The 21,870-nt window shown below is 70.5% G+C and carries 18 protein-coding genes; 2 read left to right on the top strand and 16 right to left on the bottom strand.

The annotated features are described in order from the left end of the window. Positions 1-69 precede the first annotated feature (69 nt). The 16 genes from ABZ953_RS25260 to ABZ953_RS25185 all read right to left on the bottom strand — a co-directional run bounded on the left by ABZ953_RS25260 (position 70) and on the right by ABZ953_RS25185 (position 19,250). Positions 70-1,455, bottom strand: coding sequence for an aspartate aminotransferase family protein (locus ABZ953_RS25260; RefSeq protein ID WP_361727606.1), 1,386 nt, complete (start codon positions 1,453-1,455; stop codon positions 70-72). After that, on the bottom strand, positions 1,452-3,404 hold the full coding sequence (dxs, locus tag ABZ953_RS25255) for a 1-deoxy-D-xylulose-5-phosphate synthase (RefSeq protein WP_361727604.1): 1,953 nt from the start codon (positions 3,402-3,404) through the stop codon (positions 1,452-1,454). Before dxs ends, ABZ953_RS25260 begins: the two co-directional genes overlap by 4 nt. 86 nt (positions 3,405-3,490) lie before the next feature. Then, on the bottom strand, positions 3,491-4,513 hold the full coding sequence (gene hpnH / locus ABZ953_RS25250) for an adenosyl-hopene transferase HpnH (RefSeq protein WP_361727603.1): 1,023 nt from the start codon (positions 4,511-4,513) through the stop codon (positions 3,491-3,493). 5 nt (positions 4,514-4,518) lie between these two features. Further along, a complete protein-coding gene (locus tag ABZ953_RS25245) occupies positions 4,519-5,172 on the bottom strand; it encodes a 1-hydroxy-2-methyl-2-butenyl 4-diphosphate reductase (RefSeq protein WP_361727601.1) in 654 nt (217 codons plus the stop codon). Further along, positions 5,172-7,196 (bottom strand): squalene--hopene cyclase, encoded by a 2,025-nt coding sequence (shc, locus tag ABZ953_RS25240; protein WP_361727599.1) that lies wholly within the window; start codon positions 7,194-7,196, stop codon positions 5,172-5,174. The genes ABZ953_RS25245 and shc overlap by 1 nt, the downstream gene beginning before the upstream one ends. A 135-nt stretch (positions 7,197-7,331) precedes the next feature. Continuing rightward, positions 7,332-8,465, bottom strand: a complete 1,134-nt coding sequence (locus ABZ953_RS25235; RefSeq protein WP_361727597.1) for a polyprenyl synthetase family protein — start codon at positions 8,463-8,465, stop codon at positions 7,332-7,334. Next, positions 8,462-9,871 carry a hydroxysqualene dehydroxylase HpnE gene (gene hpnE / locus ABZ953_RS25230; RefSeq protein WP_361727760.1) on the bottom strand — a complete coding sequence of 470 codons (1,410 nt, stop codon included), beginning with the start codon at positions 9,869-9,871 and terminating at the stop codon, positions 8,462-8,464. The genes ABZ953_RS25235 and hpnE overlap by 4 nt, the downstream gene beginning before the upstream one ends. A gap of 124 nt (positions 9,872-9,995) precedes the next feature. Further along, positions 9,996-10,946, bottom strand: a complete 951-nt coding sequence (gene hpnD, locus ABZ953_RS25225; protein WP_361727595.1) for a presqualene diphosphate synthase HpnD — start codon at positions 10,944-10,946, stop codon at positions 9,996-9,998. Then, positions 10,943-11,845 (bottom strand): squalene synthase HpnC, encoded by a 903-nt coding sequence (hpnC, locus tag ABZ953_RS25220; protein WP_361727593.1) that lies wholly within the window; start codon positions 11,843-11,845, stop codon positions 10,943-10,945. The genes hpnD and hpnC overlap by 4 nt, the downstream gene beginning before the upstream one ends. A 348-nt stretch (positions 11,846-12,193) precedes the next feature. After that, a complete protein-coding gene (locus ABZ953_RS25215) occupies positions 12,194-12,979 on the bottom strand; it encodes an ABC transporter ATP-binding protein (RefSeq protein ID WP_361727591.1) in 786 nt (261 codons plus the stop codon). Beyond that, a complete protein-coding gene (locus tag ABZ953_RS25210; RefSeq protein ID WP_361727589.1) occupies positions 12,972-13,910 on the bottom strand; it encodes an ABC transporter permease in 939 nt (312 codons plus the stop codon). The genes ABZ953_RS25215 and ABZ953_RS25210 overlap by 8 nt, the downstream gene beginning before the upstream one ends. A gap of 95 nt (positions 13,911-14,005) precedes the next feature. After that, entirely contained in the window at positions 14,006-14,851 is an 846-nt protein-coding gene (locus ABZ953_RS25205; RefSeq protein WP_361727758.1) for a glycosyltransferase, read from the bottom strand. Between the two features lie 44 nt (positions 14,852-14,895). Continuing rightward, positions 14,896-15,675: a CDP-alcohol phosphatidyltransferase family protein gene (locus tag ABZ953_RS25200; RefSeq protein WP_079074470.1), complete on the bottom strand. Its 780-nt coding sequence runs from the start codon at positions 15,673-15,675 to the stop codon at positions 14,896-14,898. Beyond that, complete coding sequence (locus ABZ953_RS25195) at positions 15,653-16,720, bottom strand: iron-containing alcohol dehydrogenase family protein (RefSeq protein ID WP_361727587.1); 1,068 nt, start codon at positions 16,718-16,720, stop codon at positions 15,653-15,655. The genes ABZ953_RS25200 and ABZ953_RS25195 overlap by 23 nt, the downstream gene beginning before the upstream one ends. After that, complete coding sequence (locus ABZ953_RS25190; RefSeq protein ID WP_361727585.1) at positions 16,708-17,445, bottom strand: phosphocholine cytidylyltransferase family protein; 738 nt, start codon at positions 17,443-17,445, stop codon at positions 16,708-16,710. The genes ABZ953_RS25195 and ABZ953_RS25190 overlap by 13 nt, the downstream gene beginning before the upstream one ends. Next, positions 17,442-19,250 (bottom strand): DUF5941 domain-containing protein, encoded by a 1,809-nt coding sequence (locus ABZ953_RS25185; protein ID WP_361727757.1) that lies wholly within the window; start codon positions 19,248-19,250, stop codon positions 17,442-17,444. The genes ABZ953_RS25190 and ABZ953_RS25185 overlap by 4 nt, the downstream gene beginning before the upstream one ends. Before the next feature lie 453 nt (positions 19,251-19,703). Here ABZ953_RS25185 and galE point away from each other — a divergent pair, with 453 nt between their 5' ends. Both galE and ABZ953_RS25175 read left to right on the top strand, forming a co-directional pair. Beyond that, positions 19,704-20,687 carry a UDP-glucose 4-epimerase GalE gene (galE, locus tag ABZ953_RS25180; protein ID WP_361727583.1) on the top strand — a complete coding sequence of 328 codons (984 nt, stop codon included), beginning with the start codon at positions 19,704-19,706 and terminating at the stop codon, positions 20,685-20,687. Positions 20,688-20,864: 177 nt separating this feature from the next. Then, positions 20,865-21,803, top strand: coding sequence for a cation diffusion facilitator family transporter (locus ABZ953_RS25175; RefSeq protein ID WP_361727581.1), 939 nt, complete (start codon positions 20,865-20,867; stop codon positions 21,801-21,803). Positions 21,804-21,870 lie beyond the last annotated feature (67 nt).

Genomic DNA, 21,870 nt, shown 5'->3' with positions numbered 1-21,870 from the left:
GTTGCCTCCCGGGCAAATTTCTTGCCCGGGAGGCAAAATTCGACAGCTCCGCCGGGTGGCGGACGGCTCTCAGCGGTTGGCGACCGCCTGCTTCACCAGCGTCCTGCCGAAGTCCCACATCAGGCCGCCGCCGCTGTGCGCGTCGTCCATCACCGACGTGAAGGCGGCCACGAAACGGTCCACCTCCTTCTCCCCCACGGTCAGCGGCGGGATCAGCTTGATGACCTCCAGATGGTCCCCGGACACCTGGGTGAGGATGCGGTGCTTCTGCAGCAGCGGTACGACGACCATCTGCGCGAACAGTCCCTTGCGGGCGGCCTGCAGCATCGTCCAGCGCCCGCGCAGCTTCAGCGACTTGGGCCGCCCGAACTCGATGCCGACCATCAGGCCCCGGCCGCGCACCTCGCTCAGCAGCTCGTAGCGGTCCACGAGCGCGGCCAGCCGGGACTTCAGCAGTTCCCCGGTGACCCGGGCGTTCTCGACGACCTTCTCGTCCTCGAGTACGGAGAGCACGGCGAGCCCCGCCGCCATGGCCTGCGCGTTCGAGCCGAAGCTCGCCGAGTGCACGAGCACCCGGTCCATCGACGAGTAGACCTTCTTGAAGATCCAGTCCTTGCCGAGCGTCGCGCCGACCGGCACATAGCCGCCCGAGAGCGCCTTGGCGACACAGACCAGATCGGGCTCGACGCCCTCCTCGTGCTGGTACGCGTAGAAGTCGCCGGTCCTGCCGAGACCGGTCTGCACCTCATCGGCGATCAGCAGCGCCTTGTGCCGGTGCAGCAGCTCCTGGGCCGCGCGCAGGTATCCGGGCGGCGTCTCGTGCACGCCCTTGCCCTGGATGGGCTCGACGATCAGCCCGGCGACGTCGCCCTTCAGCAGCTCCCGGCGCAGCGCGTCCAGATCGCCGAGCGGCACCGCCGTGTCGGGCAGGAGCGGCGCGAAGCCGTCCCGGAATCCGTCCTCGCCGTTGACGGAGAGCGCGCCGGTGGTCAGTCCGTGGAAGGCGTGCGTGCAGTAGAGCACCCGCGGCTTCCCGGTCGCGTAGCGCGCGAACTTCAGCGCCGTCTCGACCGCCTCCGTGCCGCTGTTGCCGAAGAAGACCCGGTCAAGGTGTGGGCTGTGCGTGAGCAGCCGCTCCGCGAGCAGGCCGGGCAGCGGCTGGCAGTCGAAGCGGGTGAGGTCGGCGAGCGAGGCGTCGAGGACGTCGTGCAGCGCCTTGCGTACGACGGGGTGGTGCCGCCCTAGGCCCATCACGCCGAAGCCCGCGAGCATGTCGAGGTAGTCGTTGCCCTGCGCGTCCCAGAAGTACGCGCCCTCGGCCCGCTCGTAGACCTTGTCGAAGCCGATGGTGTGCAGCATGCGCGGCAGTTGGTGGTTGAGGTGCCGCGTGTGCAGCTCGTACCGCTCGGCGCCCCGCTCGGCGAGGAGGCGGCCGAGGTCGAACTCCTTGGTCATGCGCTGTACTCCTTGCCTGAACCGCTGTACCCCTTGCCTGAACCGCTGTACTCCTTGCCTGCACCCTGCTCCTGTACGCCCTCCTTGGCCGCGAGCGTGGCACCGATCCGTCCCGCGATCTCGACCGGGGTGAGCCCGAGGTCGGCGAGGACCTCGCCCCGCTTGGCGTGCGCGAGGAACTGCTCGGGGATGCCGAACCGCCGTACGGGCACGTCCACTTCGGCCTCGCCGAGGGCCAGCGCGACCGCCGCGCCGACCCCGGCGGCGCGGCTGTTGTCCTCGACGACCGCCACAAGGCGGTGGCGCGCGGCGAGGCCGGGCAGCTCGGCGTCGACCGGCTTGACCCAGCGCGGGTCGACGACGGTGCAGCGCAGTCCGCGCGCCCGGAGCAGCTCGGCGGCCTGCAGGCAGACCGGCGCCATCACACCGACCGCGACGAGCAGCACGTCCGGGTCGGCGTCCGCAAGGAGCAGGTCCATGCCGCCGAGCCGGTCCACGGCGGGGATCGCGGGCCCCACGGATTCCTTGGGGAACCGCAGCAGCGTCGGCGCGTCGTCCACGGCGACCGCCTCCCGCAACTGCGCCCGCAACTGGTCGGCGTCGCGCGGCGCGGCGATCCGCAGCCCCGGCACGACCTGCAGGATGGACATGTCCCACATGCCGTTGTGGGAGGCGCCGTCGACGCCCGTGACCCCCGCCCGGTCGAGCACGAAGGTGACCCCGCACCGGTGCAGCGCGACGTCCATGAGGAGCTGGTCGAAGGCGCGGTTGAGGAAGGTGGCGTAGACGGCGACGACCGGATGGAGGCCGCCCGTGGCGAGCCCGGCGGCGGACACCGCGGCGTGCTGTTCGGCGATGCCGACGTCCCACACCCGGTCGGGGTAGGCCTCCGCGAACTTGGTCAGGCCGACCGGGCCCAGCATGGCCGCGGTGATGGCGACGACGTCCTCGCGCTCGGCGCCGATGCGGACGATCTCGTCCCCGAACACCGAGGTCCAGGACGGCCCGTTGGAGGGCGCGAGCGGTTCGCAGGTGAGCGGGTCCATGACGCCCACGGTGTGGAAGCGGTCTGCCTCGTCGGCGAGCGCGGGTTCGTAGCCGCGGCCCTTGTCAGTCAGGCAGTGGATGAGCACGGGCCCGTGGAAGCGTTTCGCGCGTCGCAGGGCCGACTCGACGGCGCCGATGTCGTGCCCGTCGATCGGCCCCACGTACTTGAGCCCGAGGTCCTCGAACATGCCCTGCGGCGCGAAGGCGTCCTTGAACCCCTTCTTGGCGCCGTGCAGCGACTCGTACAGCGGCTGCCCGACGACGGGGGTGCGCTGGAGTATGTCCTTGCCCCAGGCGAGCACCCGCTCGTAGCCGTCCGTCGTACGGAGCGTGGCGAGGTGGTTGGCGAGCCCGCCGATGGTCGGCGCGTACGAGCGCTCGTTGTCGTTCACCACGATGATCAGCGGTCGGTTCTTCGCCGCCGCGATGTTGTTGAGCGCCTCCCAGGCCATGCCCCCGGTGAGCGCGCCGTCCCCGATGACGGCGACGACGTGGCCCCGCTCGCCGAGGACCTGGCGCGCCTTGGCAAGGCCGTCCGCCCAGCCGAGCGCGGTCGAGGCGTGGCTGTTCTCGACGATGTCGTGCTCGGACTCCGTGCGGGAGGGGTAGCCCGAGAGGCCACCCTTGCCGCGGAGCTTGGAGAAGTCCTGTCGTCCGGTGAGCAGTTTGTGCACGTAACTCTGGTGGCCGGTGTCCCACACGAGCCGGTCGACGGGCGACTCGAAGACCCGGTGGAGCGCGATGGAGAGTTCCACCACCCCCAGATTGGGCCCGAGATGGCCGCCCGTCCTCGCGACCGCGTGCACCAGGAACTCCCGGATCTCTCCCGCCAGTTCGTCGAGCTCGGCCTCGGAAAGCCTTTTCAGGTCCCGCGGCCCCCGGATGGTCTCGAGAATGGTCATGCTCGGGCCCCCTCTCTGGTTCTGCTCAGCTCACGGCGACGCGGGGCACCCCTGACGGAGTGCCCCGGCCCGCCCGTTCACGTACGTCACCCGCGGTTCCCCGAGACCGTCTCGCGCGCCGCCCTGATGGACTCCTTGAGGGAGCCCATGGTGGCGAGGACGGCGGTCGGTTCGTAGCCGCAGTGCGCCATGCAGTTGGCGCACCGGGGGTCCTTGCCGCGGCCGTACTTGCTCCAGTCGGTCTCCTCGATGAGCTCCTTGTACGTGGGGACGTACCCGTCGCTCATCAGGTAGCAGGGGCGCTGCCAGCCGAAGAGCGAGTAGTTCGGGATCGCCCACGCGGTGCACGGGAAGTCCGCCTTGCCCTCCAGGAAGTCGAGGAACAGCGGCGAGTGGTTCAGGCGCCAGCGCCGCCGGTTGCCACCCGCGAAGGCCTTCTTGAAGAGCTCACGGGTCTGGTCGACGCCCAGGAAGTGCTCCTGGTCGGGCGCCTTCTCGTAGGCGTAGGCGGGCGAGAGCATCATCTCGTCGACTTCCAGCTCGTCGTTGAGGAAGTTGAGGACCTCGATGATGTTCTGCGGCGTGTCGTTGCTGAAGAAGGTGGAGTTGGTGGTCACCCGGAAACCGCGCCTCTTGGCTTCCTTGATGGCCTCCACCGCCTCGTCGAACACGCCCTCCTTCGCGACGGACTCGTCGTGCCGCTCCCGCATGCCGTCGATGTGCACGGCGAACGCGAAGTACGGGGAAGGCGTGAACTTCTCGATCTTCTTGCGCAGCAGCATGGCGTTGGTGCAGAGGAAGACGTACTTCTTCTTCGCCACCAACTGCCGCACGATCTCATCCATGTGAGGGTGCATCAGCGGTTCGCCGCCCGCGATGGACACCATCGGCGCACCGGACTCGAGGACGGCGCCCACTGCCTGGGCCACCGGCATCCGCTGTTTGAGCACACCGGCCGGGTGCTGGATCTTTCCGCACCCCTCGCACGCGAGGTTGCACGCGAAGAGCGGCTCCAACTCGACGATCAAAGGAAACTTGTCACGCTTGCGGAGCTTCTGTTCAAAGAGATACGTCGCGACCTTGACGGTCTGGCGCAGCGGCATGGCCATCTGGCTCACCTCCGAGGGAGCAAAGAAGAACGGTGCCATTCGAAAAAAGCGGGAAGCACGGCACGAAGAACGCGGAAAGCCGATATTCCACCGCGCACCGTGCCGATGCGGACGAGTTCGTACTGAGGGGCATCCACGACCACCCGGACGGCGGCAACGGGCCGCTCTCCGGCGCGTACGGCACAGCGCAGTGTCGCGGCGGACTCCATGTCCACCGCGATCGCGCCGGTGGCCAGGAGCTCGCCGCGCTCCTGGCCCCGTACGACGTGGTCCGAGCCGGTGAGCGGTCCGGTGTGCACGGCGCGTCCGGGCAGGGCCCGCGCCAGCTCCTCGACCAGCAGACCGGCCCCCGTGCAGGCGGTGCTGCCGCGCGCGTCCCTGGTCTCCTCGGCGACGACGAGGTCGCCGGGGCGCATACCGGGGGCGAGTCCGGCGCAGAAGCCGGTGGCCAGGACGGCCGCGTCGCGCAGGGTTTCCTCGCCGAGCGCGTCGCTGACGGCGCGCTCGGCGTTCTTGGGGCCCATGCCGGTGCGCAACACCGTCATGGGCCGGGGGGCGCCGCTGCGGTCACCCGTGCGCAGGGCGAGGCGCTCGATGCCGAGCGCGCAGGCGATCAGCAGCGGCAGGGGGCTCGGCCGCGCGGCCGGGGTCCGGTCCATCAGCCGCCCTTGACCGGATGTGCGGCGGGGCCTTTCGCGAAGGGCTCCCCGTTGATGTACCTGCCGAGCGCGGTGAGCGGGAACACCTGGCGGTACAGGTGGTAGTTGATGGAGAAGTCCCAGGGGAAGCCGGTGCCGGTGAAGTACGGCTCGTCCCAGGAGCCGTCCGGGCGCTGGTTCTCGACGAGCCAGGCGATGCCCCGCTCCGCCGACCTGGACCCGCCCTCGCCCGCCGCGAGCAGTGAGAGCAGCGCCCAGGCGGTCTGCGAGGCGGACGACGTGCCGTGCCCGACCCAGCCCCGGTCGCGGTAGGAACGCAGGTCCTCGCCCCAGCCGCCGTCGTCGTTCTGCACCGACTCGACCCACTTCACCGCGCGCCGGATCGCCGGGTGCGCGGCGGGGAGGCCCGCCGTGACGAGGGCGGGCACCACCGAGCCCGTACCGTAGATGTAGTTGACGCCCCAGCGGCCGAACCAGGCGCCGTTCTCCTCCTGTTCGGCGAGCAGCCACTCGATGCCGCGCCGGGTGCGGGGGTCGTGGGACTTGCCCTCGACGGCGAGCATCTCGACCACGTGGCCGGTGACGTCGGCGGACGGCGGGTCGATGACCTCCCCGAAGTCGCAGAACGGCAGCCGGTTGGGGAAGGGGCTGGTGTTGTCGACGTCGAAGGCGGCCCAGGCGCCGTTCTTCGACTGCATGCCGAGGGTCCAGCGCATGCCGCGCTCGATGGCGTTCTCCAGGCGCGCCTTGTCCGGGTGCGCGACCCGACGCAGCGCGAGGGCGACCTCGGCGGTGTCGTCGATGTCCGGGTAGTTGTCGTTGTGGAACTCGAAAGCCCAGCCGCCCGGCGTCAGGGCGGGCCTGCGCACCGACCAGTCCCCCGGCCGCACGATCTGCTCGGAGATCATCCAGTCCGCGGCCTTGACCAACTGCGGGTGGTCCGCGGGCAGTCCGGCGTCCGCGAGCGCGATGGTCGCCAGGCAGGTGTCCCACACGGGCGACTGGCAGGCCTCGATCATGCGGGCGCCGTCCTCGCGCCACACGGCGAACCGGTCGAGGGAGGCGAGCCCGGCCTTCAGGACGGGGTGGTCCAGGTCGTAGCCGAGCAGGTGGAGCGCGATGATCGAGTAGACGGCGGGCGGCTGGATCCCGCCCCAGCAGCCGTCGTTCTCCTGCCGCTCGATGATCCAGCGGGCCGCGCTGTTCATCGCGGCCTTGCGCACGAAGCGCGGCGCGACCTTGCGGTAGACGTGCAGCGCCTTGTCGAGCCGCTGGAAGAGGCCGTCCCAACTGCCCACGGGGGCAAGGGGCTTGGTGGGGTTCGCCGCGCGCGCGTCGGTGTGCAGCTCGTCCAGGGCGAAGGGTGCGGGGCGTACCGGCCGCTTGGCGGAGACGATGGTCAGGGGCACTATGGTCTGCCGCGCCCAGCAGCCGAAGTCATAGATGTTGAGCGGCGCCCAGTGGGGGAAGTAGATGAGCTCCGGCGGGAGTTCGGGCAGGTCGTCCCACTTCCACCAGCCGAAGAGGGCGAGCCAGATCCGGGTGAAGACCCGGGCCGACGCGATGCCGCCGCGCTCGCGGATCCACGCCGAGGCCTTCGCCATGTGCGCCTCGTCGGGCCGGTCGCCGGCCAGGCGCAGCGCGACGTACGCCTCGATCGTGGCGGAGAGTTCGCCGGGCCCGCCGAAGAAGGTGGCCCAGGTGCCGTCGTCGCGCTGCTCACCGCGGATGAACAGCGCGGCGGCGCGCGTGGTCGGCTCGTCCCGGATCCCGAGGAACTGACGGAGCAGCAGGTCCTCGGAGTCCATGGTCACATTGGTCTCGAGGTCGCCCTTCCACCACCCCTGGGCATCCTGCCGGGAGAGCAGGTACGCCGTGGAGCGGCGCATGGCGCCCGCGGCGGCTTCGCGGGGGTCCGACGTCGCGACGGTCGTATCGGCCCGGTCCACGGATTCGGTCGGTCGGCTGGCCGAGGCTGCGCGGGGCGTGGCCGCTCCGGTGCTTCCGTCGGTCGTCGCTGTCATGGCTTCCCCTTCGTGCAGTGCGGTGGCTACGTCTGCTGTGGGTCCGCCGTCGGCCGACGCGGGGCGCCGGCCGGCGACTGCCTGGGTGTCCAGGGGGTCACACCCCGGAGCTCCCGGATGTCCGCGCAATAACGCTCATCTCTCTCGTACGACGACGAAGTCGGCGAGCGCGACGAGCTGCGCCCGCACCCGCTCCGGCATCCGGACACCGTCCAGCGCCTCGATGGCGATGGCGTGCTGGCGCCGGGCCTCCTTGGCGGTCCACTCGCGGCCGCCCGACTCCTCGATCAGGGCGGCGCGCGCGGCGAACTCCTCCTCGGAGAAGTTCTCGAACTCGCTGCTCTTGGCGTCCGCGGCGAGCAGCTCGCCGAGCCGCTCGGACGCGGGGCCGTCCGCGGCGAGCGCGGCCACCACGGGCAGCGACTTCTTGCGCTGACGCAGATCGCTCCACGTCTGCTTTCCGGTGGCCTCCGGGTCGCCCCAGATGCCGAGCAGGTCGTCCACGGCCTGGAAGGCGAGGCCGAGGTGGTAGCCGTACTTCTCCAAGGTGTCGGCGGTGCGGTCGTCCGCGCCGCCGAGCACGGCGCCGATGGAGACGGCGCAGGCGAGCAGGGCGCCGGTCTTCTTGCCCTCCATCTCCAGGCACTCCTCGACGGTGACCCGGTCGCGGTGCTCGTAGCTGATGTCCTGCGCCTGGCCGTCGATCAGCGCGCGCGTGGCGGTGATGAGGCGGCGGGTGGCGCGGCCCGCCTCGACGGTGCCGAGTTCGAGGAGGATCTCGTTGCCGAGTGCGAAGAGGGCGTCGCCGACGAGGATGGCCTGCGCGGGGCCGTGCACCTTCCACACGGTGTCGCGGTGGCGGCGCTGCTCGTCGCCGTCCATCAGGTCGTCGTGCAGCAGTGAGAAGTTGTGTACGAGCTCGACGGCGACCGCGCCGGGCACGCCGACCTCGGGGGGCGCGCCCGCCGCTTCGGCGGAGAGCAGGGCGAGCGCGGGACGCACGGCCTTGCCGCCGTCGCCGTCGGACGGGTTGCCCTCGGCGTCGATCCAGCCGAAGTGGTAGGCGGCCACGGTGTCCATGGGCGGCGCGAGACGGTCCACCGCGGCCCGCAGCACCGGGGTGGCCAGCGTCCTTCCTTGCTCGAGCAGTGAGGTCACGTCCACCGTGTCGGCAGCCGTTTTCTCGGCCGAGGGCACAGTCGGCACAGTTTCTCCTCTTGTTCCGGTGCTGGTTCTCTGGGGACCTGACCCCAGAAGGTCGAGCTTCACGCCGCCGCCTCCTCGAACGCGAAGAGGTGGTCACGAGGGCGGTCGAGGGTGGAGAGGGCGGCTTCGGCCGCGCTGATGCCGCTGCGTACGGCGCTCTCCATGGTCGCGGGCCAGCCGGTGGCGGTCCACGCGCCCGCGAGGTACAGACCGCGGGCCTTGGTGCGGGCACCGGGGCGCAGCCTGCCGACGCCGGGCGTGGGCGCGAACGTCGCCGTGCGCTCGCGGGTGACGAAGAAGTCCCGCACCTCGGCGCCGTGCGCCGCGGGCAACAGCCGCTCCAGCTCGGGCAGATAGCGCTCTCTGAGCGCGGCGACGGGCGCGTCGATCTCGTCGTGGGCGGCCGACTGGGAGAGCGCCAGGTACTGCCCCTCGGTAAGGCCGGACGCCTCGGTCCGGTCGAAGACCCACTGCACGGGGGAGCCGAGTGCGGCGAAGAACGGCCGCTTCAGCACCTTCCTGTCGTATACGACGTGGATGTTGAGGATCGGCGCGGTGTCGATGTCGAGCAGCTCCTCGGGCCGGTCGAGCGCGCCGTCCGGCAGGAGGTCGTGCGCCTCGTGCTGCGGCACGGCGAGCACGACGGTGTCGGCCTCGATGGTCTCGCCGGGAACCTCCACGCGCCAACCACCGTTGTCCGTACGGGAGATGGAGGTGACTCGTGTCTTCAGTTCCGTACGGACTCCCGCGGCGTCGAGCGCCTTGCGGGCGAGTTTGTCGTGCAGATCACCGAGGGGCACCTGGGCCCAGCCGATGTCGGCGGCGCCCGGTTCGGAGAGCAGCCCGGTCTTGAACACCATCGCGGCGAGCCCCAGCGAGGCGTCTCCCGCGACGGCGTTGAGCGTCGCGACGCCCACCAGGTCCCACAGGGCCTCGATGGCGCGCGGCGACTGGCCGTGCCGGGCCAGCCAGCTGCCGAAGTCCTGGCCGTCCAGCGCGGGGTCGGTCGGGTCGAGCCCCTTGAGGGCGAGCGCCGCGCGCCCCACCTTGGCGCGCTCGGCGACCGACAGATGCGGATAGGTGGCGAGGCTCGCCGCCAGGTGCAGCGGTACGGGCAGCGCGGCCCGCCGAAGACGTCCGAGCCGGTTCCGGTCGGCGTCGAGGACGGGCACGTCGAGACGTTCCTGCAGGGGCGCGAGGTGCGTGCCCTCGACGCGGTCGAGGAACCACCGGTAGGCGGTGCAGCAGCGCAGATAGACGTGCTGGCCGTTGTCGACGGTCAGTGCGCCGCGCTGGAAGGAGAACGCGAGCCCGCCGAGCCGCGGCCGCCCTTCGAGCAGCGTCACGCGCAGGCCCGCGTCGGCGAGCGCGAGCGCGGCGGTGACGCCCGCGAGGCCGCCGCCGACCACTACGGCGGCCGCCCCCGGGGAGCGGCCTTCGGCGTCCACGTCCGCCCCTTCGGGCTGCATGTCCTCGCTCTTCATGCACCCACCCCTTCGGCCGTTGCAGTCTGGGACGCGGCCGCGGAGCGGAGGGTTGCCCGCCGCTTTGCGGACGTCGCCCCAGCCGCCCCACGATCACTCCGGATGCGCATCACGCACGCCTCCAGACGGTCTGTCGTGACACGCTCCGCGCGTCGAGCCCGGACAGCCCGCGCACGGCGACGTACGCCTTCTCGCGGCCGGGCAGCGAGACGCGGCCGCGCAGCACCGCTTCGGGATCACGCTCGATGCGGTCGAGCAGCCTGCGGTAGATGCCGGCCATGGCCGCGACGCAGGCGCCGCTGCGCCGGTCAAGCATGGGCAGCAGGCGGTAGCCCTCGGCGAACAGGGCCCGTGCGCGGCGCACCTCGAAGTGGACGAGGCCCGCGAAGTCGGAACCGGCGGGCGGCTCGGCTCCCGCGAACCCGGCGGAGCAGCCGAACTTGGCGAGGTCGTCGGCCGGCAGGTACGTCCGCCCGTCCTGCGCGTCCTCGCGAACGTCCCGGAGAATGTTGGTCAGTTGGAGCGCGAGGCCGAGCGTGTCGGCATACTCCGGCGCCCGCTCGGCGTGGAGCGCCCCCCGTTCGGTACCGAACACTCCGAGCGAGAGCCGTCCGATCGCCCCCGCCACGCAGCGGCAGTAGACCTTCAGGTCCTCCCACGTCTCGTACGTCCCGCCGCGTACGTCCATGAGGACGCCGTCGATGAGTTCGTCGAGGCCGTCCATCGGGATCGGGAAGTGGGTCGCCGCGTGCGTGAGGGCGACCGCCACCGGGTCGGTGTCGTCCTCGTGCACCTCACCCGCGCGGATCCGGGCGACCAGGGCCCGGGTGTCGTCGAGCCGGGCCGCCTTGGTCTCCAACGCGAGCCCGCCGTCGCCGATGTCGTCCACCCGCCGCGAGAGCGCGTAGAGCGCGGACATGGCCCGCCTCTTCGGCGTCGGCAGCAGCCTGATGCCGTACGCGAAGTTGCGTGCCTGCTGTCCGGTCACGGCCTCGCAGTAGCTGTACGCGGCGAGCACCGACGCGGACACGCGCGGATCCGTCTCCACTGCCCGGCTCACCCCTCTCCTCGCAGAACTGCACCCGCCTCGCGCAGCATGCGTGGCTTGGTGGGTCTGGGTGGTCCGGGCAGTACGTCGTATCCCGCGGCGACGATCGACCGGGCCGCCGCCCTCCCCCCTGCCACGAACCCGGCAAGCAGCAGCTTCAGCCTGCCGTGGACGCTACCCACCAGGGGGGTGCCTTCATTCAGGAGGCGGCGGGCGCGTTCCGTTTCGAATGCGACCAGGGCGCGCACCGAGGCACCCGCTGTCGGCCGGGACAGATCTGACTCGCTCACGTGGAACTGCTTCATGTCCTCAACCGGCAGGTAGATGCGGCCGCGCCGCAGGTCTTCGGCGACGTCCTGGATGTGCTCGACGATCTGCAGCCCGGTGCAGACGGCGTCCGAGCGGCGGATGCGCTCGGGACTCTCCGTACCGGTGATGGCCAGGACGAGCCGGCCGATCGGGTTCGCGGAGAGCGCGCAGTACGCCACGAGGTCGTCGTAGGTCTCGTAGCGGGTGACGCGCTGGTCCTGGCGGTTGGCCTCGAGCAGACCCAGGAAGGGATCCACCGTCAGGGTCCCGCGCTCGGCGGCCGGCGCAAGGGCCCGCACCAGGGGGTGGCCGGGCTCCGCGCCGCCGAAGACCTTGCCCAGATCGGCCTCGACGGCGTCCAGGAGGGGCAGTGGGTCATCGGGGGCACCGGGGCCGTCGACGCCGAGGTACCGGGCGTGGGCCGCGCCGGGCGCGAGGTCGCTGTCGCCGATGTCGTCGATGAGGCGGACGACGCCGTAGACGGCCATGAGGTCGTCGCGCCAGGCCCGGGGCAGAAAGAAAGGAGCCACCGGGAAGTTCTCGTCCGCGGCCTTGTCGAGGACGGCGGATGCATCGCGGAGCTGGAGATCATCCGTAGCCATTGCCGTCACATCTCCCGTTCTACACTGCCGACCCAATACATCCTATTTCGGACACGCCGCCCAGCTCTCTCCGAGGTGGACCGTGCTCCGAGCCGGGGCGCCGCGCGATATCGCCCCACTTGCCGCGAATCAGCACTGCTACAGCTTACGTTGTACAACCACTCAGCCATCGTCGGGGTGTTCGGCGCATCACGACAACACACCGATTGGCCTCAATCTTCCCTGGGCACACGCGAGTTGAGTGACCCGAGTGGCCCAGGGGGACACCATGTCATGACAGTGCCCCGCTGGATTCCTCCTGGCGGGGCACTGCTGCCGAACGGGTGGGCGTCCGATGGCTCGAACGGGCTACTTGCCCGTGAACTTCTCGTACTCCTTTATGACCTCGTCGGTCGGGCCGTCCATGCGCAGCTCGCCGCGCTCCAGCCACAGGACGCGGTCGCAGGTGTCGCGGATCGACTTGTTGTTGTGGCTGACCAGGAAGACCGTGCCGGCCGACTTGCGGAGCTCGCGGATGCGGGCCTCGGAACGCTTCTGGAACTTGCGGTCGCCGGTGGCCAGGGCCTCGTCGATCATCAGGACGTCGTGGTCCTTGGCCGCCGCGATGGAAAAGCGCAGCCGGGCCGCCATGCCGGACGAGTAGGTGCGCATCGGCAGGGTGATGAAGTCGCCCTTCTCGTTGATGCCCGAGAAGTCGACGATCTCCTGGTAGCGCTCCCGGATCTGCTCGCGCGACATGCCCATCGCGAGCCCGCCGAGGATGACGTTGCGCTCGCCCGTCAGGTCGTTCATCAGGGCCGCGTTGACACCGAGCAGCGAGGGCTGGCCGTCGGTGTAGACCTTGCCCTGCTCGGCGGGGAGCAGCCCGGCGATGGCACGCAGGAGCGTGGACTTGCCGGAGCCGTTCGAGCCGATCAGCCCGATGGCCTCGCCGCGGTAGGAGGTGAAGCTGACGCCGCGCACGGCGTGCACCTTGCGGACGCCGCGCTCCTCACCGCGCCGGAGCATGCGGCTCAGCGCGGAGGTGGCGCTGCCCTTGCCCGTCTTCGCGCCGTTGACGCGGTAGACGATGTGCAGCTCGTCGGCGATGACGGTGGGGATGTGCCCCTTGTCGGTGATGTTGTCGTCAGCCACGGCCGTAGCGCTCCTCAGCCTTCCAGAAGTACACGAAGCCGACGGCGCCGATCACGACCGCCCAGCCGACGGCGAAGATCCACACGTGCGGCGGCAGGTAGGAGGAGCCGTAGTCGTCGATCAGTGCGAAGCGGATCAGGTCCATGTAGATCGAGGCCGGGTTCCACTGGAGCACGTCCCCGATCCAGCTGGGCACGTCCTTCTTGTCCGCGAGCATCGCGGGGATGCTGAACATGACGCCCGAGGCGTACATCCAGGTGCGCATCACGAACGGCATCAGCTGCGCCAGGTCCGGCGTCTTGCTGCCCATCCGGGCGAAGATCAGCGCGAGCCCGGTGTTGAAGACGAACTGCAGGGCGAGGGCGGGCACCACGAGCAGCCACGAGAAGGCCGGGTAGATCCCGAACCCCACCATGATCACGACCAGCACGATCATCGAGAACAGCAGCTGCTGGAGCTGCTGGAGCGCGAAGGAGATCGGCAGCGAGGCCCGGGGGAAGTGCAGGGCCCTGACCAGGCCGAGGTTTCCGGCGATCGCCCGTACGCCCGCCATCACGGAGCTCTGCGTGAAGGTGAAGACGAAGACGCCCGTCACCAGGAAGGGCACGTAGATCTCGTGCGGAATGCCCTTCCGCGCGCCGAGGAGCAGCCCGAAGATGAAGAAGTAGACCGCCGCGTTCAGGAGCGGCGTCGCCACCTGCCAGAGCTGGCCGAGCTTGGCCTGGCTGTACTGGGCGGTCAGCTTCGCCTGGGAGAAGGCGAGGATGAAGTGGCGTCGTCCCCAGAGCTGGCGGACGTACTCGAAAAGTCCGGGCCGGGCGCCGCTGACGGTCAGACCGTACTTGGCGGCGAGTTCGGATCGGGAGAGCCCGTCATCGGGCGACGGAGACGCGGTCACCGCGACTCCGCCGTCATGCGTTGTCTCACTCACGAGTGGAAACTTTCGTCTTCAGATGCGCAGCCGGTCGGGCGTAGGCGTGGGCCAGGGACCGGGGTATGGCCCGAATGCTCTCAGACCCGAGCTTGTCAGATGACAGGAGGTCGACCGAGTCGGGTCAGCCGCCACACCGTACGCCACTTCATCGGCCTGCGAGGTCCGCAGGGCGTGGTCCAGCCCTCCTTGAAGCCGCCGAACCAGGCCTTGAGGGCCGGGCCCGAGGGGCGTCGGGCGAGGGTGAGAAGCATCCAGACGCCGAGGTAGACCGGGACAAGGAGTGCGGGGAGGTTGCGACGGGCCAGCCACACGCGGTTGCGGGCCACCATCCGGTGGTAGACCGCGTGCCGGGAGGGGGCCGTCGTGGGGTGGAACAGGACCATGTCGGAGCGGTAGTCGATCATCCAGCCGGCGTTCAGCGCGCGCCAGGCGAGGTCGGTCTCCTCGTGCGCGTAGAAGAACTCGCCGGGAAGACCGCCGACCTCGGCGAGGACCTTCGTACGGACGGCGTTGGCGCCGCCGAGGAAGGTCGTCACGCGCGAGGAGCGCATCGGGTCGGAGGCCCGCAGGCGCGGCACGTGGCGGCGCTGGGTCTCCCCCGTTTCCGGGTCCGCGATGCGGAAGCTGATGATGCCGAGCTCCGGATCGGCGGCGAAGGCCTCGCGGCACAGCTGGGCCGTGTCCATGTTCGCGAGCAGGCCGTCGTCGTCGAGGAAGAGCAGGATGTCGACGTCGGTGCCGCCGGGGCCGAAGGCCTCGATGCCGACGTTGCGGCCGCCGGGGATGCCGAGGTTCTCGGGCAGCTCGACGGTGCGGACGCCGTCGGGAACCTCGGGCACGGGGGCGCCGTTGCCGACCACGACCACCTCGACCGGGTCGCCGTCCTGCTTGGCGACCGAGTCGAGGAGGGCGCGCAGCTCCTGCGGCCGGTTGCCCATCGTGATGATGACGGCGCCGACCTTCGGATTCTGTGCCGGGGTGCTCACTTCAACCTGCTCGATACGAGGATGGATACGAGGTGGAGCAGGGTCTGCAGCAGCGCGATGCCCGCGAGGACGGCCACGCCGAGGCGGGAGAAGAACAGGTCGCCCCGGGCCTGGTCCACGAACGCGATGACCAGGATCAGCAGCGACGCCTCGACGCCGAGGATCAGCCGGTGGAACTTCAGCGCGGCGGCGGCCCTGCGGGCCAGCGCCATGCCGGAGGAGCGCGGCTCGGCCGCGGACTCCTTCACCGGCTCCTTGCCCGTCTGGTGTCGGGCGACGCCGACGAGGTCGGTCTCGGCCTTGATCAGGATCGCGCCGAGTGCGGCAAGCGTGCCAAGGAAGGCCCACAGCCAGTCGATGCGCCCCGAGCCCCAGATGTCGGCGGCCCGCAGACCGAAGCCGACCAGGACGGCGGCGTCGCACAGATAGGCGGCGACCCGGTCCAGGTAGACCCCGGCCATCGAGTACTGCTTCTTCCAGCGGGCGATCTCGCCGTCGACGCAGTCGAGCAGAAGATAGAGCTGGACCGCGAGCACACCGAGCACGGCGCCCGTGATCCCCGGCACCAGCAGAGCCGGGGCGGCGAGGGCGCCGGCCACGGTCATCACGTAGGTCAGCTGGTTGGGCGTGACCTTCGTGTTCACCAGGTGCCGGTCGATGCGCAGGGAGACCTCGCGCATGTAGAGCCGGCCGGCCCAGTGTTCGCCGCTCCGCCGGTCCTTCACCCCCGGGGGGTGAACAACCGGGCGGAGCTCAGCTACCGATGGCTTTTGCATAGTCGGCGTATGCGTCCCTGATCTGGTCGGTGGACAGGTCGAGGTGTTCGAGGATCGTGTAGCGGCCCGGCCGGGTCTGCGGAGCGAACTCCACGACCTGGACGAACTCGTCCACGGTGAAGCCGATCTCCTCCGGCAGCACGGGGAGACCGTGCCTGCGCAGCACCGAGGCCATGAACGCCGACTCCTCGCGGGCACCGCGCAGGTGCATCGCGAACGCCGCGCCGAGGCCGCACTGCTCGCCGTGGCTGGCGGCGCGCTTGGGGAAGAGGAGGTCGAAGGCGTGGTTGATCTCGTGGCAGGCGCCGGATGCCGGGCGGGAGTCGCCCGAGATCGACATGGCGATACCGGTGAGGACCAGACCCTCGGCGAGCACTTGGAGGAATCCGTCGTCGCCGACGCCGCCGGGGTGGCGGAGCACGGCCTCGCCGGCCTGGCGGGCCATGGCGGCCGCGAGGCCGTCGATGTCCTCGCCGCGCTCGCGGGCGGCGAGCTCCCAGTCGGCGATCGCGGAGATGTTGGACAGCGCGTCGCCGATGCCGGAACGGACGAACCGGACGGGCGCCTCACGGATCACATCGAGGTCGATGACGACCGCGATGGGGTTCGGCACGCCGTACGAGCCGCGCCCCGCGTCGTTGTCGAGGGTCGCGACCGGCGAGCAGAGGCCGTCGTGCGACAGGTTCGTCGCGACGGCGACCAGCGGCAGGCCGACGCGCGCCGCGGCGAACTTGGCACAGTCGATGATCTTGCCACCGCCGAGGCCGACGATCGCGTCGTAGCGGCCCGACTTCCTGATGTCCTCACCGAGCTTGATGGCGTCGTCCAGCGTGCCGCCACCGACCTCGAACCACTCCGCGCCGCCCAGCGAGGGCATCAGCCGCTCGCGGAGCACCGCGCCCGAGCCGCCGCTGATGGCGATGGCGAGCTTGCCGGTCGACGAGCAGATCCGCTGGTCGGCGAGGACACCGGCCAAGTCGTCGAGCGCCCCCGACCGGATGTCGACGACGACCGGCGAGGGGATGAGCCTCGTCAGTACTGGCACGCGATCTCCCGGCCCTTGGCGAGGTCGTCGTGGTTGTCGATCTCGACCCACGTGACGTCGCCGATCGGGGCCACGTCCACCTTGAAGCCGCGGTTGACGAGCTCCTGGTAGCCGTCCTCGTAGTAGAGGTCGGGGTCGCGCTCGAAGGTGGTCTTCAGGGCGTCGGCGAGCTCGTCGGCGGCGGAGCCCTCGATGAGGGTGACGCCGATGTACTCGCCGGTGGCCTCGGAGGGGTCCATCAGCTTGGTGATGCGCTGCACGCCCTTGGCGTCGTCGACGATGACCTTCATCTCCTCGTCGGCGAGGTTCTTCACCGTGTCGAGGGCGAGGATGATCTTCTGGCCGTTGCCGCGCGCGGCGAGCAGCGTCTTCTCGACGGAGACCGGGTGCACGGTGTCGCCGTTGGCGAGGATCACGTCGTGCTTGATGGCGTCACGGCCGCACCACAGGGAGTAGGCGTTGTTCCACTCCTCGGCCTTGTCGTTGTCGATCAGGGTGATCTTGAGGCCGTACTTCGCCTCGAGCGCCGCCTTGCGCTCGTAGACGGCCTCCTTCTTGTAGCCGACGATGATCGCGACCTCGGTCAGACCGATCTCGGCGAAGTTGCCGAGCGTCAGGTCGAGGATCGTGGTCTCCCCGTCGACGGGCACCAGAGCCTTGGGCAGCGTGTCCGTGTAGGGACGAAGACGCCGTCCGGCGCCTGCGGCAAGGACGAGGCCGATCATGCGGGTTCTCCTTCATCGTGTACGGCGGGTGCGCCACGCTTGTGAGCGGTCACCCAGAAGCTGATGCTCTCGACGAGCACCACGAGTGCCACGGCCACGGCGAGTGCCGTGAGCGCGACGGTGAAATCTGTGGCGGGCAGCAGGGCCGCGGCAAGCACGACCACGAGGGTCCTGCCGTCCTGGCCGCCGATCGTCCGCACCAGCCAGCGCGGGGGCGCGCCGGTGCCGCCCTTGATGCGGTACACCGTGTCGTAGTGATGGTAGGCGACCGCGCCCACGAGCCCGAAAGCTGCCGGAAGCGCTCCGTTCACGTCGGCTCTGGCCGCCAGTACCAGGATCGTGCCGTATTCGGCCGCGCGGAAGAACGGCGGGACGAGCCAGTCCAGGGGCGCCTTGAGCGGCATGATCAGGGCGAGGCCCGACAGGGCGACGTAGAGCGCGGCGGCGGCCACGACGGCGGGGCCGCCGTAGGGCGCGGTCAGGGCCACGGCTACGACGACGGCTCCGCCGACGAAGGCGAGGACCGGGGCGGGCCGCAGCCAGGTGACCCGGAGCCTGAGGGCGGCGAAGGCGTCGGCGAGCGGGCCGTTGTCGGCGAGCTCTTCGAGGGCGTGCGCGGCGCGGTCGGTGCGGGTCGCCTTGCGGGTCAGGGAGCGCAGGACGCGTCCCGCCGTGGTGTAGCAGGCGGCGAGCGCGCAGCCGATGAGCAGGACGACGAGGGTGATGCGCGGAGTGGTCAGCGCGGTGAGCACGGCGATCATCGCCCAGCGCTCGCCGATGGGCAGCACGATCATCCGGCGCAGCCAGACCGTCCACCCGACGCTGTCGAGCTTGTCCGAAAGGGCCGCGGTGGGGCTGGTGTTGGCGGTCGCGTCGTGATTCGCCTCGTTGAAGGAGAAGTCCACGACGTGCCGGCAGGTCTGCAGGACCATCGCGCCGAGCGCGAGCGCCCACACGTCGTCGCCGTTGGCGTTGGCCGCGCCGAGCGCGAGGCCCGCGTAGTACGCGTACTCCTTGGCACGGTCGAACGTCGCGTCCAGCCAGGCGCCCAGCGTCGAGTACTGCAGGGAGTAGCGGGCGAGCTGCCCGTCCGTGCAGTCCAGGACGAAGGAGAGGAGGAGCAGCAGGCCCGCCGCGACGAAGCCGCCGCGGGTGCCGGTCGCCGCGCAGCCCGCCGCTATCAGGGCGGTGAGCAGCGAGGCGGTGGTGACCTGGTTCGGGGTGAGGCCCCGGCGGGCGCACCAGCGGGCGAGGTAGCGCGAGTAGGGGGAGATGCAGTACGTCGTGAAGAAGCCGTCGCGCGACTTGACCGCGGTGCGCAGGCGGACGGCCTCGTCGTCGACGGCGGCGACGGCCTGGCGTGCCTCGTTGCGGGCCTGCGGATCGCTGGGCACGGTGGCGACGAGGGTGCCGAGGTCGGGGCGGTGCACGTCGGCGGCGCCGGACTCCATGGCCGTCGCGATGTCGTGCGGGAGCGCGTCGAGCGTCACGACGCCGCCCGCGGTCCCGGCGGTCGCCCGCAGGGCGCGCGTCAGTTCCGTGCGGGCCTCCGGCTTGGCCGTGACGGCGCCGGGGACGGCACTGGCGGCGAAGCGGGGGTCGGTGAGGCCGAGGCGCAGGGCGTGGACGTGACCGACGAAGCGCGCGTCGACGACCGCGATCCGCTGGTCACCCGGCACGGCGGCAAGCAGCGTCTCGACGTCCGCCGCGTCGGAGGCGACCCGCACGTCGAAGCCCAGGGACCGCAGATCACCTTCGAGTGGCGACCCGGGGACCGGCTGACCGGTGAGGATGGCGGTCGACAGACGAACTCACTCCTTGAGTACCGGCGCGGCTCGCGCCGGGCACATGCGTAAGGGGAGCGCCCCTGGCCATGGCGGCCGGGCGGCACGTCGGCTGAGGCTATCGGATGATGGGAAGCGGGCGTTCATCACCCGTTCACGCCCCGATAAGAGCCTGTGTCATAACCCCGGCCGGATCAGTGGGCGTCGTCTGGTGCGTGCGATCGCAAGGCGCCGGAACTCCCTCGTAGCGGAGCTACTAGGGCGTTTCGGCAACGCGGCGAGCGTGCGTGCCAGACGACGACCACCCGGCCGGGGTTATGACACAGGCTCTCAGAGCGGCCTGCGAGGGCCTCGGCCTTGGCGATCATCATGGTGGATGGGGGGCCGCAGTCACAAACCGCGCCCGCCCCGCGCCCGGCTTGCCCGCATAGCGACCAGCTGTCCCCGCGGCGTGTTCGCTTAGGGTGGGCGCCCATGACATGGCTGATCACAGGTGGAGCGGGATACATCGGGGCCCATGTGGCGCGGGTCATGGCCGGTGCCGGGGAGGGCGTCGTCGTACTGGACGACATCTCGTCGGGCGTACCGCAGCGGCTGCCCGCGGACATGCCCCTCGTGAAGGGGTCCTCGCTGGACGGGGCGCTGCTGCGCCGGGTCTTCGCCGAGCACGGGGTCACCGGTGTGGTGCATCTCGCGGCCCGCAAGCAGGTCGGGGAGTCGGTGGAGCAGCCGCTGCGCTACTACCGGGAGAACCTGGGTGGCCTGACGACGCTGCTCGAAGCGGTGGCCGAGGCAGGCATCAAGCGGTTCGTGTTCTCTTCGTCGGCCGCGGTGTACGGCGATCCGCCGGACGCCGACCTCGTAGGGGAGGACACCCCCTGCGTCCCGGTCAGCCCCTACGGAGAGACGAAGCTCGCCGGAGAGTGGCTGGTGCGGGCGGCCGGGCGGGCGCACGGCATCGGGACCGTCTGTCTGCGCTACTTCAACGTGGCGGGCGCCGCGTCGCCCGAACTCGCGGACACCGGGATCTTCAACGTGATCCCGATGGTCTTCGACCGGCTGCGGCGCGACGAGGCGCCGCGGATCTTCGGTGACACCCATCCGACGCCGGACGGCACCTGCGTCCGCGACTACGTGCACGTCTGCGACCTCGCCGAGGCCCACCTCGCGGCGGCCCGCAGGCTCGCGGCGGGCGCCGAGGGTGATCTGACGGTGAACATCGGGCGGGGGCACGGTGTTTCCGTACGCGAACTCGTCACCCTCATCGGCGAGGTGAGCGGGGACACCCGTCCCGCCCTCGTGGAACCGGCCCGCGCCGGTGACGCGCCGCGCGCCGTGGCCGACGCCCGCCGGGCGGCCGAGGAGCTCGGCTGGACGGCGCGGCGCGGGGTGCGCGAGATGGTCGAGTCCGCCTGGGCGGGATGGTGTCTGCACCACCCCGGAGCGCACCGCGACTGATCGTCGCGACTCCCTGACCTGCACCCCTCCCCCAGACGGCAATCGTTGCCATTTTCGCAGGTCAGGGAGATGACAACGGTGTTCAGTGCCGCGTTGCCAGGTACCCCCCACCCGTAGTTCACTGTGGCAGCGCGACCAGCGAACGGCAGGACCGACGACCACTGGGGAGGCGGCTCCATGGGGGCTGGGCACGATCACGGACACACGCACGGGGTACCGGCCACGGGGACGGCGGCCAACGCCTACAAGGGTCGGCTCCGCATCGCCCTCATTATCACGGTCACGATCATGGTGGCGCAGATCGTGGGCGGCCTCATGGCGGACTCGCTCGCACTCGTCGCGGACGCGGCACACATGGCCACGGACGCCCTGGGCCTCGGCATGGCTTTGCTCGCGATTCACTTCGCGAACAGGCCGCCGACCGAGAACCGCACCTTCGGCTATGCCCGCGCGGAGATACTCGCCGCGCTCGCCAACTGTCTGCTGCTGCTCGGCGTCGGCGGTTACGTGCTGTACGAGGCGGTCGAGCGGTTCATCACGCCCGCGCAGACCGAGGGCAGTCTCGCCATCTACTTCGGCGTCTTCGGTCTCGTCGCGAACATGATCTCGCTGTCACTGCTGATGCGCGGCCAGCAGGACAGCCTCAACGTGCGGGGTGCCTTCCTGGAGGTCGTCGCGGACACCCTCGGCTCGGTCACGGTCATCATCGCGGCCACCGTGATCATGCTCACCGGGTGGCAGGCCGCCGACCCGATCGCCTCGCTCGTCATCGGCCTCATGATCGTCCCGCGTACGGTCAAGCTCCTGAAGGAGACCCTCAACGTGCTCCTTGAGTCGGCTCCCCAGGGGGTCGACATGGCGGAGGTGCGGGCCCACATACTCGGTCTGCCGGGCGTCGAGGAGGTCCACGACCTGCACGCCTGGACCATCACCTCGGGCATGCCCGTGCTCTCCGCACACGTCGTGGTGAGCTCCTCCACCCTCGACTCGATCGGCCACGAGAAGATGCTGCACGAGCTGCAGGGCTGCCTGGGCGACCACTTCGACGTCGAGCACTGCACCTTCCAGCTGGAACCGAGCGGACACGCGGAGCACGAGGCGAAGCTCTGCCACTGAGCCCGGCTCCGTACGCCGGGGTCACGGCCGGTGTTACCGTGGCCGGAGTTCTTGAGTTCCCTGGAGG

The sequence above is a fragment of the Streptomyces sp. NPDC046465 genome, assembly GCF_040646035.1.
Classification (GTDB): domain Bacteria; phylum Actinomycetota; class Actinomycetes; order Streptomycetales; family Streptomycetaceae; genus Streptomyces.
Note: the sequence above shows the minus strand (reverse complement) of the source record. Positions and strands in the feature narration are given on the sequence as shown.

Excerpts from the sequence above, each read along its gene's own strand:
- dxs (WP_361727604.1), bottom strand. The coding sequence starts at position 3,404 with ATGACCATTCTCGAGACCATCCGGGGGCCGCGGGACCTGAAAAGGCTT.
- hpnH (WP_361727603.1), bottom strand. The coding sequence starts at position 4,513 with ATGGCCATGCCGCTGCGCCAGACCGTCAAGGTCGCGACGTATCTCTTT.
- hpnC (WP_361727593.1), bottom strand. The coding sequence starts at position 11,845 with ATGGCTACGGATGATCTCCAGCTCCGCGATGCATCCGCCGTCCTCGAC.
- ABZ953_RS25175 (WP_361727581.1), top strand. The coding sequence starts at position 20,865 with ATGGGGGCTGGGCACGATCACGGACACACGCACGGGGTACCGGCCACG.
- ABZ953_RS25245 (WP_361727601.1), bottom strand. The coding sequence starts at position 5,172 with ATGGACCGGACCCCGGCCGCGCGGCCGAGCCCCCTGCCGCTGCTGATC.
- ABZ953_RS25190 (WP_361727585.1), bottom strand. The coding sequence starts at position 17,445 with ATGATCGGCCTCGTCCTTGCCGCAGGCGCCGGACGGCGTCTTCGTCCC.
- hpnE (WP_361727760.1), bottom strand. The coding sequence starts at position 9,871 with ATGCAGCCCGAAGGGGCGGACGTGGACGCCGAAGGCCGCTCCCCGGGG.
- galE (WP_361727583.1), top strand. The coding sequence starts at position 19,704 with ATGACATGGCTGATCACAGGTGGAGCGGGATACATCGGGGCCCATGTG.
- ABZ953_RS25260 (WP_361727606.1), bottom strand. The coding sequence starts at position 1,455 with ATGACCAAGGAGTTCGACCTCGGCCGCCTCCTCGCCGAGCGGGGCGCC.
- ABZ953_RS25205 (WP_361727758.1), bottom strand. The coding sequence starts at position 14,851 with ATGGGCAACCGGCCGCAGGAGCTGCGCGCCCTCCTCGACTCGGTCGCC.
- ABZ953_RS25200 (WP_079074470.1), bottom strand. The coding sequence starts at position 15,675 with ATGCAAAAGCCATCGGTAGCTGAGCTCCGCCCGGTTGTTCACCCCCCG.
- shc (WP_361727599.1), bottom strand. The coding sequence starts at position 7,196 with ATGACAGCGACGACCGACGGAAGCACCGGAGCGGCCACGCCCCGCGCA.